The sequence below is a fragment of the Chryseobacterium sp. LAM-KRS1 genome, assembly GCF_013184525.1.
Taxonomy (GTDB): Bacteria; Bacteroidota; Bacteroidia; order Flavobacteriales; family Weeksellaceae; genus Chryseobacterium; species Chryseobacterium proteolyticum.
Map to the genome: position 1 here is coordinate 635390 of NZ_JAAOIZ010000004.1, position 12300 is coordinate 647689.

The 12300-nt window shown below is 35.2% G+C and carries 12 protein-coding genes; 3 read left to right on the plus strand and 9 right to left on the minus strand.

Annotated features, from left to right (window positions below; genetic code table 11):
• Nucleotides 1–134 precede the first annotated feature (134 nt).
• The 5 genes from G9C87_RS14000 to G9C87_RS14020 form a co-directional block, all read right to left on the minus strand.
• Nucleotides 135–2822, minus strand: coding sequence for a TonB-dependent receptor domain-containing protein (locus G9C87_RS14000; RefSeq protein WP_172282167.1), 2688 nt, complete (start codon nt 2820–2822; stop codon nt 135–137).
• 68 nt (nt 2823–2890) lie between these two features.
• The gene (locus tag G9C87_RS14005) at nt 2891–3181 is read right to left on the minus strand and encodes a hypothetical protein (protein ID WP_228457014.1); all 291 of its coding nucleotides are present in this window, start codon (nt 3179–3181) and stop codon (nt 2891–2893) included.
• 91 nt (nt 3182–3272) lie between these two features.
• Nucleotides 3273–3917, minus strand: coding sequence for a hypothetical protein (locus tag G9C87_RS14010; RefSeq protein WP_172282171.1), 645 nt, complete (start codon nt 3915–3917; stop codon nt 3273–3275).
• A 78-nt stretch (nt 3918–3995) separates the two neighbouring features.
• Nucleotides 3996–4682: a response regulator transcription factor gene (locus G9C87_RS14015; RefSeq protein ID WP_007842513.1), complete on the minus strand. Its 687-nt coding sequence runs from the start codon at nt 4680–4682 to the stop codon at nt 3996–3998.
• Between the two features lie 102 nt (nt 4683–4784).
• Nucleotides 4785–6332 carry a sensor histidine kinase gene (locus tag G9C87_RS14020; RefSeq protein WP_172282173.1) on the minus strand — a complete coding sequence of 516 codons (1548 nt, stop codon included), beginning with the start codon at nt 6330–6332 and terminating at the stop codon, nt 4785–4787.
• Nucleotides 6333–6533: 201 nt separating this feature from the next.
• Between G9C87_RS14020 and G9C87_RS14025 the strand changes: the two genes are divergently transcribed.
• Nucleotides 6534–7025 (plus strand): SRPBCC domain-containing protein, encoded by a 492-nt coding sequence (locus G9C87_RS14025; RefSeq protein ID WP_172282175.1) that lies wholly within the window; start codon nt 6534–6536, stop codon nt 7023–7025.
• An 88-nt stretch (nt 7026–7113) separates the two neighbouring features.
• Here the strand turns inward: G9C87_RS14025 and G9C87_RS14030 are convergent, their stop codons facing one another.
• The 4 genes from G9C87_RS14030 to G9C87_RS14045 form a co-directional block, all read right to left on the minus strand.
• Nucleotides 7114–7455 (minus strand): hypothetical protein, encoded by a 342-nt coding sequence (locus tag G9C87_RS14030; protein WP_172282177.1) that lies wholly within the window; start codon nt 7453–7455, stop codon nt 7114–7116.
• Nucleotides 7456–7465: 10 nt separating this feature from the next.
• Complete coding sequence (locus tag G9C87_RS14035) at nt 7466–9508, minus strand: S9 family peptidase (RefSeq protein WP_172282179.1); 2043 nt, start codon at nt 9506–9508, stop codon at nt 7466–7468.
• Nucleotides 9509–9683: 175 nt separating this feature from the next.
• Nucleotides 9684–10424, minus strand: a complete 741-nt coding sequence (locus G9C87_RS14040) for a uroporphyrinogen-III synthase (RefSeq protein WP_172282435.1) — start codon at nt 10422–10424, stop codon at nt 9684–9686.
• A 12-nt stretch (nt 10425–10436) separates the two neighbouring features.
• Complete coding sequence (locus G9C87_RS14045; protein WP_228457015.1) at nt 10437–11198, minus strand: DUF4271 domain-containing protein; 762 nt, start codon at nt 11196–11198, stop codon at nt 10437–10439.
• Between G9C87_RS14045 and G9C87_RS14050 the strand changes: the two genes are divergently transcribed.
• Together G9C87_RS14050 and G9C87_RS14055 are read left to right on the plus strand one after the other, a co-directional pair.
• Nucleotides 11182–11898: a polyprenol monophosphomannose synthase gene (locus G9C87_RS14050; RefSeq protein WP_172282183.1), complete on the plus strand. Its 717-nt coding sequence runs from the start codon at nt 11182–11184 to the stop codon at nt 11896–11898. The two genes, G9C87_RS14045 and G9C87_RS14050, sit on opposite strands and share 17 nt — an antisense overlap.
• On the plus strand, nt 11895–12263 hold the full coding sequence (locus tag G9C87_RS14055; protein WP_172282185.1) for a DUF4296 domain-containing protein: 369 nt from the start codon (nt 11895–11897) through the stop codon (nt 12261–12263). The genes G9C87_RS14050 and G9C87_RS14055 overlap by 4 nt, the downstream gene beginning before the upstream one ends.
• Nucleotides 12264–12300: the final 37 nt, after the last annotated feature.

A 12300-nucleotide genomic window follows, 5' to 3' on the forward strand; every position in this document is an offset into this window, starting at 1 on the left:
GCTCACCTTTGTCAACGGAGAAGGAACCACATTTTAATCTTGAAAAAATGTCCGTACCGATAAAATTTTATTCCAAAATAAAGGCAGCATTTGGATTAATGCTGCCTATTATATTTAAAAACTTATCGGTATTTTTAGAATGTCACATCCAGACCTACATAAAAATTAGCTTTCATAATAGGAGCGTAGAGCATTCCACCATCAAAATAATTCCCGAAAGGATTTTTAAAATCGATGATCGCATTCTTCTGATAGTAAGAGGTTAAGTTTTCGCCTCCAACATAGGCTCTCAGTTTTTTATTGAAATTTCTAGAAATCTGTGCATTCAAAATAGCATAAGATTCGGAATAACCGGGTAATTGAAACTCGGTTGGATTGCCTGATGTGTCCGGTAGTCTTTGCTTTCCAACCCAATTCAGAGTCGTATCAAAACTCCAGAAGCCACCCTTATCACTTTTGTTCGTAGAATAAGCAAGATTTACAAATCCGCGATTTTTAGCCATAAAAGGAATTTCCCTTCTTCCGTCAAGATAATCTGCCTGAACGTCATAGTATTTGTAAGCAGCTTTTACTTCAAAGTTTTTAATAGGAATAAAATCCCATTGTATCTGCAAACTATTGGCAAAAGATTTTCCTTCCAAATTATAGAATACAAGCTGCTGTGGAGATCGGTCAAGGTCAACCATCACCTGATTCTGAAAATCTGTTCTGAAAAAATCGGCAACGATAGAAGATTTTCTTCCGAAAATTTTAAACTCCTGCTGTAAACTTGCTCCGTAATTCCATGCAATTTCAGGTTTTAATCCGTAAATATCTCCGCCATTTTGTATAATTTGAATCGTTCTGTTCGATGCAAAGTACTGTTGATTTTCCGCAAAAACCGAAGCCGTTCTAAAACCTCTTCCTGCTGACAACCTCAAAATGGTTTGTGGAGTGAAATCATATTTAAAGTTCATCCTTGGTGTAAACTGTGTCCCAGCAAGATTGTGGAAGTCTACTCTTGCTCCGGCTACCAAAGTATATTTTAATCCTGTTAAAGTATATTCGGCAAAAGCTCCAGGTACGATTTCATTTCTTTTGTATGGAGTTGTAAGATAGGTTTCATCATAACCGTCATACATAAAACTGGCTCCGGCTTTATATTTGTGATTCGTATTCCCGATAATACTCTCAAAAATTAAATTGGAATAAAAAGTATTCTGTTTACCTGAATAATTTCTCAACCCGAAAAAGCTATCCTGCTGATGGTATACATACTGATTCATCCAGCCTATACTTTGATAAGGTTTACCTTTAAAAACATATCCGGTCTTGTTCCATACCTGAAATCTCGAAATATCAATTCCAACCCCGTACGGGTTTTGCTTCTCCTGAGACAGCCTTTTATCAAAATCGGTCTGTCCTGCTGTTCTGTTATCCTTCACGAAATTAATTCCGAAGTGAGATCCGAAACCGGATTTTTCCAGGTCATTATAATTAAGCAAATATGCTGCATTGATTTGTGTCCCTTTCGGACGGTCAAGAAATCCGTCATTATTCATATCCGTATTTCCGAAAGTTCCGTTTCCATGCAATAAGAAAGTCTGAGACCATTTCTCATTAATAGGAGATACACTCGTTATATTTGCCTCTGCTCTCCCGTTGAAATCAGAAAAAAGATTGAGTGATGTTTCGGAAGTTTTGGCATTTTTCAGAAGTTCGGTATTGATTTGCCCGGTAATACTTTCATACCCATTGGTTACCGTACTTCCTCCTTTTGTAAGTTGGATGCTTTCGATCCATCTGCCGGGAATAAAATTCAGCCCATAAGCGGAAGCCAAACCTCTGATCTCCGGTAAAAGTTCCTTGGTTAGGCTGGTGTATTTCTGATCAAGACCCAGCATTTTAAGCTGTTTCGTGCCTGTTACAGCATTACTGAAGGAAACATCTACAGTAGCATTTGTTTCAAAACTTTCCGAGAGATTACAACAGGCTGCTTTCAACAATTCCTTTTTGTCAATATTAAAAACTAAGCCTGCTTCGTTTTTGCTTAATGAAGTTGAAGCTTTCGACGCGGATAATTTTACTTCCTCAATCTTTTTTTCATGATGATCGTGGTTCTCGTTTTCCGTTGATACATTATTGTTACCGGACATTGTTTTTTCATCTTCTTCAAAATGAACGTTAGGTCCTTTTTCTCCCAACGCTACAGTTCTGTCGTAAAGGCAACATGAGGGAAGATTGTTATAAACGTTGTCTGTTGAAGTATACTTTTCGTTGTCATGCCCAACATCAGCAATCTTTTTTAAAATTTTATCTGCAGAAGTTTTGTTGCTGTCAAAGTTTAAAACAACAGTTTGTTTCTCAGCGCTCCAATTTGCAGAAGTAGCACCGGCATCTTTTGCTGCTTTTTCAATTCTTGCTTTACATGATGCACAATTTCCTTTGACATAAAATTCATTGTCAGCTTTGGATTTTTGTACTACCGCGCTTGTACTTGCATTGAACGGTTGAAGAGTTCTCTCGTAATGACAGCAGTCAGGAAGACTTTGATACACTTCATCAGTAGCTTTGAATTTCTCATTGTCGTGTCCCGCTTCAGCTACCTTTTTAAGGATGTCATCCGGAGAAACATTTCCTTCTGTTTCTAATGTTAAAGTTTGAGAATCTATAGAATATCTTGCCGCTTTTGCCCCTGCTTTTTTTGCTGAGGTTTCTATTCTTTCTTTACACATTTCACAGTTTCCTTTTACCTGAAACTGGCTTTTAAGATTTTGGGCAAATATAAAGGGTGCAGATAATAAGCATAATCCAAGAATTATCCTGGAAATAAATAATTTCATTTTGTTTAAAATTTAGATTAATTAAAAAATAGTCCATTAGCGCTCTAATGAACCTGCTGTATTTTTAATTAAGCTAGCTTTGGCGGTTCCCAAATCTCTTTTAAACGATCCGAAAGATGAGGATCACAATATTGGAAAAGTAATTTTTTATTGGCTTTATAGTATGATAATTCCAATAGAAAACCTTTGGAAAAAGGAGTTTCTATATATGAAAAACAAGCCACACATGTTGAACAGCAATCATCGTTGCAAGATGATTTGGATTTTTCGTGTTCTTTAGATGATTTTGATTGATGGTTCTTACAGCAGTCGTCTTTTTTAGCGTCCGCCTTACAGCAGGTCTGCTGGGTTGACATCATATAGAAGTTATCTTTAGGAATCAAGAAAATTCCTAAGCAGAAGATAAGGGTTATGATCTGAAATAACTTCACGATGGCAAAATTACAAAAATTATGGTAATGGATCACCTACTTTTACAGAACAATTGTGAAAAGGCTCTCCGTGAGCGGGGTTTAATTTCGGTTTCTCACCAGTTGCCAGACTTTGTTCAGGAGCTGAAACGGGAGTGTTTTGTACAGCATTTTGAACAGGCTGCGGAACCGGTTTACTATTGAGAGGTTGTCCTACAGGAATATCACAGCGATGTCCCGGTTGTCCGTGAGGTGGATTCATGCCCGGAGCAGTTTTTACCGCCTTTCCTGTTTTATTATCCACCGTAAATTTTCCTGGTTTTAGTGAATTGGGATCGATTTGTATCGTTTGAGATCCATTATTATTTACTACAACATTTTGAGTGGTCTGGGCCTGAGCCGGTTTGCTGTTTAATGGCTGTCCTACAGGGATATCACAACGGTGTCCCGGTTGTCCGTGGGGTGGATTCATTCCGGGAGCGGTAACAGGTGGAGCTGAATTTACAGGTTGCACATTGCTCTTTATGCCTGCCTGATCTAAAATAGAAGCTTTTGGAGTATTATTAACAGCTAATGCAGGCTGTTGAATGGATGCCTCTTCTTTAATGTAAGTTGCTCTTTCATCTTTTTTACAGGAAACAGTAAGCAGAGAAAAAGCAGCAAGACCTAAAAATATATTTTTCATATCCTATCGTATAAAACAAAATTAGCAAAACATTTTCAATTGTTTTGCTAATTTTATATTTATAATCTTCTTTTGGAATTAATTCTTAACTAAAAGTCTGAATCCTTCTCCGTGAACATTGATGATTTCCAGTCCTTCGTCATCTTTTAACAGCTTACGAAGTTTTGCGATATAAACATCCATACTTCTTGCAGTAAAATAGTTTTCCTTTTTCCAGATCTTTCTCAATGCAAGGTCTCTTGGCATAAAATCATTTCTGTGGATACAAAGAAGTTTAAGCAATTCATTTTCCTTAGGAGAAAGTTTGTATTCTTTATCACCTACTCTTAATTGTCTAAGCATAGAATCAAAGAAAATATTACTGATTTTAAACTGTTCCTGTTCTTCATTTTCCAGGGTTGAGCTTCTCTGAAGAATTGCCTTGATCTTGTATAAAAGTAATTCCGTATCAAATGGTTTTGTAATATAATCATCTGCCCCCAACTGATATCCTTTCAGGATGTCTTCCCTCATATTTCTTGCTGTAAGGAAAATGATAGGAGTATTTTTATCTATTTTTTTTACATCTTCTGCCAATGAAAACCCGTCTTTCTTAGGCATCATCACGTCGAAAATACAAATGTCAAATTCATTTTCTGTGAATTCTTTGAGCCCCTGCTCTCCATCTGTTGCAAGAGTTACTTCAAAATTATTGATGGTTAAATAATCTTTCAAAACAGCTCCGAAACTCTGATCGTCTTCTACTAATAATATTCTGTTGCTCATAATTTTAAAAATTAAAAATTAATAATAAGAATGAACTTCCTCACTCTCTCTTCTTTTATATTTGTTATTTGGTTTATCTTTTATTGCTTCCTATCTATTCTTCTATGTCATGGGAAGTTTTATCGTGAACACACTTCCTTCTCCCTTATGCGATTCCACGATAATCTGGCCCTTATGAAGTTCTACAATTTTTTTAACGTACGAAAGCCCTAATCCCTGACCTTTTACATTATGGATATTTCCCGTTTCTTCTCTAAAGAATTTTTCAAAGATTTTAGTTTTATTCTGTGTTTCCATACCCATTCCTTTATCGGAAATTTCAATCACATAGAAGTTGCCTTCATTTTTTGTTTTGATTTTGATATCCGGTGTATCAGGAGAATATTTGTTGGCGTTATCCAGTAAATTCACCAGCATATTGGAAATATGGAACTCATCGATCTTAAAAGTATATCGGTCAGCAGTAAACTCTTCCGTCAGTGAACCGTTTCTCTGTGCTACAATAAGATTAAATGATTCTGTCGTTTTTTTGATCAGTTCTCTTACATTGGTTTCTTTGAGGAACAGATTAACTTCATTTCTTTCAAGCTTCGACATATTAAGGACATTCTCCACCTGTTTTTTCATCCGAAGATTTTCCTGCTTGATCAGGTTGGAATAATATCTTACCTTTTCCGGATTAGTGGCAATTTTGTCATTCGCCAGAGAATCCGTAGCAACAGAAATAGTAGCTAAAGGAGTTTTGAACTCATGCGACATATTATTGATGAAGTCCGTTTTTATTTCTGCCAGTTTCTTTTGTCTCATCATATAGTTGATGGAGATGATATAGATTCCCAATATCGTAAGCAAAGAAAGGAAGGTTCCCAAAAGCATCGGCCAGTTATTCATGGCTAAGGAATATTCTTTTTTAGGGAAAACCAATGCCAGGCTGTATAAAGTACGGTCCTTTTTGTCTGTAAAAAGAGGATAGCTATATGTATTATTATCCTTTTTCTCCTTATATACTTTGTTAAAAACACTTGTGAGTTTATTGTTTTTATCAGTAACCCCGAAACCAAACTTTGCGGTAATGCCTTTCATTTTCAGTTCTTTAGCGAGAACAGAATCCAGAATAGCATCATCCACTCTTTTAGTAATCGGAAGGTTATTTCCATATACTTTGGCAAACTCCTTCATAGAGTAATCTCCACTTTCTATATCTTGATTAATGTCAGCCGTAAGCAGTTCCCGGTTGGTGGTATCTCTTTTCAGTTTGTAAGCGGCTTCGTCCGTATATAAGGTTGTCAGCTTTAATGAATCTCCTTTCTGAGAAATGGGAAGCTGTGTTTTTTCAATGATATTTTTAGAATAAATAATCTGCCTCTGAGCCCCAGAATCCTCTACCTGCTGGATCGTAGTTAAAGAAGGTTGATTATTATTGGAAATGACATTTTTTCTGAAATTTTTAAAATCTTCATTCAGGTACTTTTCCACTTCAATTTCAGAGATATTTTTTGCTGTATTTTCTAAAGCCGCATAGACTTTATTCGAAAAATCTTGTTCTAAAGCATTATAATATCCTTTCAACCAATAAAATTGGAGTGTAACAAAGACAATCAATGATATTGTCATAAACACTGAAATTATTGGGATGAATTTATTATTCATTAGCTTGTTTTAGGTTGTTCGGAATGATGAATGTTAAAATTAATTGTTTTCAGACTTGATAAACAAAAAACGAGCCAAAAAATTGTATTTTTTTTCTTAAAACCATGTTTTTTAACAATTTTTTTATAAATCAAAAATAACTTGTCTTATGAAAAGCCTCACCTACAAATAAAGAAGTAAGTTTGTTAAAAATAATTACGTATGGAATCAAATATCATTTTTAACAAAGATTTTGACGCAAACAGCATTTATGTAATGATTATTTACAAAGCTGATGTTTCAAAAGTGTGGGATTATTTTACCAAATCCGAATTATTAGACCAATGGTGGGCTCCAAAACCCTGGAAATGTGAAACGGTAAAAATGGATTTTAAAGAGAATGGAATCTGGCATTATGCAATGATAGGTCCCGAAGGGGAAAAAATGTATGGACAGCTTAAATATGGGGAAATTATGGAACACAGAAGCTTCGATGGGATAGATGCTTTTTGTGATGAAAACGGAAATATTAATAATGATTTTCCGCAGGCCCAATGGCTGATCGGATTCACTGGAATTGAAGAGGGAACGAAAGTAACAATCAACATCCATTTCGAATCCCAGGAGGCTTTAAAGAAACATCTTGAAATGGGCTTTGAAGAAGGATTTAAAATGGGCTTGAGTCAACTTCACGAAGTTTTGGCCGTTCATTAATATTGAATGACATATGTTCAACAATTAAGAAATTATATTAAAAACGAAAATGTGGCAGTTTAAAATGATTAACTGCCACATTTCAATTTTAAAGAAGCTCCTCATCCTGAAAATATTGGATGATGGCCTTTTTCATTAATAAGGTTTGCTCATTAGCTCTGAGTTCAGGAAGGTCCTCTAATTTATCAAATTGGGGCCATCCATCTTCATAATGCGTAAACTTATAGTAGCCAAAGGGCTCCAGTAATCTGCAAACTGCAATATGAAGAATATTGAGTTTGTCATCTTTTGAATATTTTTGATGACCACTTCCAAGTTCCTGAAGTCCAATAAGAAACAATAAAGTTTCAATGGGAGGATTTTTTTCAGTCTGAAAGTTATCTTCAAAAAACTGTTCTATTTTTTTCCAGTATTCAGATTCGTTAATCATAATTTATACATTATCTTTTATCAATCATCAACAGGAACGCATATTCTAATGCATCTTCTTTTAATGATTCAAATCTTCCACTTGCTCCTCCATGTCCTGCACTCATATCGGTTTTGAAAAGTAAAAGATTCTGGTCTGTTTTCAGTTCTCTCAGCTTGGCAGTCCATTTTGCAGGTTCCCAATACTGTACCTGGGAATCATGCAGTCCTGTGGTGATGAGCATATTCGGGTAATTTTTAGCTTCTACGTTATCATACGGGGAATATTCCTTCATATAATGATAATATTCTTCATCATTAGGATTTCCCCATTCGTCATATTCTCCCGTGGTCAATGGGATGGTTTCATCCAGCATTGTGGTTACCACATCTACAAAAGGGACTTGCGCAACAATACCGTTAAACAGGTTAGGTTCATAGTTAACTACAGCCCCTACCAATAATCCTCCGGCACTTCCTCCCATTGCATAAAGATGCCTGGATGAAGTGTAGTTTTCTTTGATCAGGTATTTTGCGGCATCTATAAAATCAAAGAAGGTATTCTTTTTAAATAACATTTTACCATCTTCATACCATTCTCTTCCCAGGTATTCACCACCGCGGACATGGGCAATTGCATAGATAAAGCCTCTATCCAAAATAGATAACCTTACATTTGAAAAGCTGGCATCTACGGTATGTCCATAGCTTCCGTATCCATAAAGCAGTAGGGGAGTATTTTCTGATTTTTCTGTGTCTTTATGGTAAACCAGTGAAATAGGAATTTTTGTTTTTCCATCTCTTGAATCCGCCCATATTCTCTCCGAGATATAATTTTCAGGGAAAAATTTCCCTCCTAAAACCTCCTGCTGCTTAAGAAGTACAGTGGTTTTGGTTTTCATGTTGTATTCGTAAGTGGAACTTGGTTGGGTTAAAGATGTATAACCGTATCGTAAAATTTCCGTATCGAACTCCAGATTGATTCCAATATAGGCTGTGTAAGTAGGATCTGAGAAAGGAAGATAATAGGCTTCCTGAGTTTTTTCGTCTATGATTTTTATCTGTAACAAACCTTGCTCTCTTTCTTCAAGGACAAGGTAGTCTTTAAATATTTCGAACCCTTCAAGCAGGACTTCAGCACGGTGGGGAATCACATCTACCCAGTTTTCCATCCCGCAGTTGTCAATTTTAGTTTTTACAAGCTTAAAATTGAACGCATCATCAGCATTGGTGATGATATAGAATTCGTCTTCATAATGCTCAACGGAGTACTCCAGATCATCTATTCTGGGCTGTATAATTTTCCATTCAGCGAAGACATCATCAGATGGAATGAACCGGTGTTCATCAGAGATAGTGCTTGAACTTGCAATGAATATATATTGCAAAGATTTTGTCTTAAAGACATTTACATCAAAGGTATCATCCTTTTCATGGAAGATCAAAACATCTTCCGATGACTCAGTTCCCAGTTGATGTCTGTATACCTGGAACGCACGTAAACTCTCATCTTTTCTGATGTAGAAAACATGTTGGTTGTCATTTCCCCAGACTGCCTTTCCTGTTGTATTTTCTATTTTATCCGAAAGGATTTCTCCTGTTTCCAGATTTTTGAAATTGATGGAATATATTCTTCTTCCGACATTGTCAGATGAAAAAGAAGCGATCTTATTACTCGGGCTTACTGCAACACTTCCAACTTCGAAAAAGCTTTCTCCTTCAGCAAGGATATTTACATCGAGTACAATTTCCTCAGGGTTGTCAAGGGTTTTATATTTTCTGCAAAAAATAGGATATTCCTTTCCCTCCTCATAACGAACCATGTACCAGTATTCATTAAAAAAATAAGGAAGTGATTCATCATCTTTTTTATAGCGGGACTTCATCTCCTCATAAAGCTCTTCCTGAAAATCTTCCGTTTCCTTCATCATGAAATCTGCGTAAGCATTTTCCTGTTCGATGTATTCTATGACTTCGGGATTTTCTCTTTCATTGAGCCAGAAATAATTATCAGTTCTTTTATCTCCGTGTATTTCGAGTATTTTTTCTATTTTTTTTGGCTGGGGAGCTTTCATCCGGTAGTTTGATTTTTATAGGTCTGTGAATCATGCGGAATGCCATATCAATTTTTCACTATAGAAATATGAATAAGGCATTTCATTCAATATTAATTCTTGTTCAAATGTAATTAAAAAAAAGCCATCTTTCCTTTAATCGAAAAGACGGCTGTTTTATGTAAAATATTAAAACCTATTTATGAAGGCTTTTAATATATTTTTCAAGTGCCATTGTCATAGATGGTGTTTCCTTGGTAGGAGCCATTACATCTACTCTCAATCCTGCTTCTTCGGCTGCATTTAAAGTCGTGTTTCCAAAAACGGCAATTTTGGTTTCATCTTGTTTAAAATCCTCAAAGTTCATTTGAAGCGACTTAATTCCTTGCGGACTGAAGAATATCAGCATATCATAATCCTTAATGTTGATATCACTCAGATCACTGCATACCGTTCTGTACATGATAGCTCTTGTCCAGTCAATATTTGCCGCATCTAATGTTTTAACGATATCAGGACTTAAAACATCTGAAGAAGGCAATAAATATTTTTCTGTAGGAAACTTTTTGAAAAGAGGCAGCAAGTCTGAGAAGTTTTTCTCCCCAAAGCTGATTTTTCTCTTTCTGTAGACAATGTGCTTTTGAAGGTAGTTCGCAATTGCTTCGGACTGGCAGATATATCTCATGGTATCCGGGACTGCAAAACGCAGCTCCTCTGCTAATCTGAAGTAATGGTCTATAGCATTTTTACTGGTAAAGATGATGCCAGTATATTGCGTAAGATCTATTTTTTGTGTCCTAAGTTCTTTATTGTCAACTCCCTCTACATGGATGAACGGACGGAAATCGATCTTTATTTTTTCCTTCTTCGCTATATCCAAATATGGAGAAGACTCACTAGGCGCTGGTTGAGAAACCAATATAGACTTTATTCTCATCATTGACTTTTATTAAAAAAATAACAATTTCCAAAGCAACAATAATGGTGCGATTTGGAGGGTGCAAATATACAAAAATTTATAATACCATTTTTCAGGTAAGACCTTGTTCTTGTGAAATAAATAGAAAAAAACTTTAAAAATAAACACAAAAGAAAAGAATATCAAATAGTAAGAAAATATTTTATTTCTGTCGACTGGGAAATAATAGTGGGTTATACACAGAATTATTAGTAAAAAAGACAAAATGAAATAAAATTTAGTGGAGGTAAAATAAAAAATAAGCCATTTTTTTGTGTCACCTATACTTTGGTAAAATAAAAATCCTAAAGTTGATTTTATTAAATAAAAAATACTGATTGCAAATAGACAATATCCAAATTTGTTCATCTGATATCCTAAAATCTGTAGGTCGGCAATATATTTAGGAACAATTGGAACATATTGAGATAGAAGTACAGCCAGGGTGAGGGTGGCCACACAGGAAGTTATTATCCAGCTTGCTAAATTATTACTGGCATCAAAATATTTTTGAAGAAGGAAATCTTTTAGATTGGCTCCTCTTTCTACAATATTCATCATAAAAAGGTACAAAAATATGCAGCCCAGCAATATAAAGATTACCCAATCATTGTTTTCAGGAATCCTTACATGGTTTACGAAGTTTTGTGATAATAGCAATCGATTGTTTTTTGCAAAATTATAGAATATTTTGTATAAAATAAAAAGGTTAAATAAACTATCTTTGCAAACTGAAATGAAAAAACTTGTCATTATTCCAACTTATAACGAAAAGGAAAATATTGAAAATATTATTTCCGCGGTTTTTGCATTGGAAGATGACTTTCATATTCTTGTGGTGGACGACTCTTCACCGGATGGAACAGCCACCATTGTAAAGGAGCTTCAAAGAAGGTTTCCCCATTCTTTACATTTATCCGTAAGGCACGTTAAAGATGGTTTAGGAAAAGCTTACATCCATGGATTTAAATGGGCTCTTCAAAATAATTATGATTATATTTTTGAAATGGATGCCGATTTCTCCCATAATCCGGATGATCTTCCAAGATTGTATGAGGCTTGCTTACAGGCTGATATGGCTATTGGTTCCCGTTATTCCAAAGGCGTAAATGTGGTTAACTGGCCTATGGGCAGGGTTTTGCTATCTTATTTTGCCTCAAAGTATGTGAGGTTCATCCTGGGATTGCCTATTCATGATACAACGGCAGGCTTTGTGTGTTTTTCAAGAAAGGTTCTGGAAAATATAGATCTGGATAATGTAAGATTAAAAGGATATGGTTTTCAGATTGAAATGAAATTCAGGGCATTTAAGAAAGGCTTCAAAATTGTAGAAGTTCCTATTATTTTTACCAACCGTATTTTAGGAGAAAGTAAAATGAATGGCGGAATTATCCATGAAGCGGTTTTTGGGGTTTTAAATTTAAAATGGAAATCATTAATTAACAGATTATGAAAAAATTAATTTTTCTTTTTGTTTTGATGCTTGTATTTTCCTGTAAGAAGTACATTGATAAACCTAAGAATCTTGTTTCTGAGGGTACAATGTCAGAGATTCTTGCTGATTTGGCAATCAATGATCAGGCTACTTTTATGTTTCAGAATACCAATCTGGAAAGCGGAACCCGCTTTGTTCTTAAAACTCATAATGTAAAGCCGGATGACTTTGTTGCAAGTTTTAAATATTATGTGGTAGAGCAAAAGATGAGTGGGATTGCTGATGATGCTCAAAAAATATTATTAAAAAAAGATCCGAAAGCAGATCAATATGTCAAAGATAAAATCAAGAAGAATTTAAGTCCTCCTGTTTTATCAAACTAATGTAGAATGTATTCGTTGGAGATCAACCAATGATGAT

Coding starts and splice junctions, on each gene's coding strand:
- G9C87_RS14000 (WP_172282167.1), bottom strand. CDS start 2,822: ATGAAATTATTTATTTCCAGGATAATTCTTGGATTATGCTTATTATCT.
- G9C87_RS14040 (WP_172282435.1), bottom strand. CDS start 10,424: ATGAGAATAAAGTCTATATTGGTTTCTCAACCAGCGCCTAGTGAGTCT.
- G9C87_RS14045 (WP_228457015.1), bottom strand. CDS start 11,198: ATGACAAGTTTTTTCATTTCAGTTTGCAAAGATAGTTTATTTAACCTT.
- G9C87_RS14055 (WP_172282185.1), top strand. CDS start 11,895: ATGAAAAAATTAATTTTTCTTTTTGTTTTGATGCTTGTATTTTCCTGT.
- G9C87_RS14020 (WP_172282173.1), bottom strand. CDS start 6,332: ATGAATAATAAATTCATCCCAATAATTTCAGTGTTTATGACAATATCA.
- G9C87_RS14030 (WP_172282177.1), bottom strand. CDS start 7,455: ATGATTAACGAATCTGAATACTGGAAAAAAATAGAACAGTTTTTTGAA.
- G9C87_RS14050 (WP_172282183.1), top strand. CDS start 11,182: ATGAAAAAACTTGTCATTATTCCAACTTATAACGAAAAGGAAAATATT.
- G9C87_RS14005 (WP_228457014.1), bottom strand. CDS start 3,181: ATGATGTCAACCCAGCAGACCTGCTGTAAGGCGGACGCTAAAAAAGAC.
- G9C87_RS14035 (WP_172282179.1), bottom strand. CDS start 9,508: ATGAAAGCTCCCCAGCCAAAAAAAATAGAAAAAATACTCGAAATACAC.
- G9C87_RS14015 (WP_007842513.1), bottom strand. CDS start 4,682: ATGAGCAACAGAATATTATTAGTAGAAGACGATCAGAGTTTCGGAGCT.
- G9C87_RS14025 (WP_172282175.1), top strand. CDS start 6,534: ATGGAATCAAATATCATTTTTAACAAAGATTTTGACGCAAACAGCATT.
- G9C87_RS14010 (WP_172282171.1), bottom strand. CDS start 3,917: ATGAAAAATATATTTTTAGGTCTTGCTGCTTTTTCTCTGCTTACTGTT.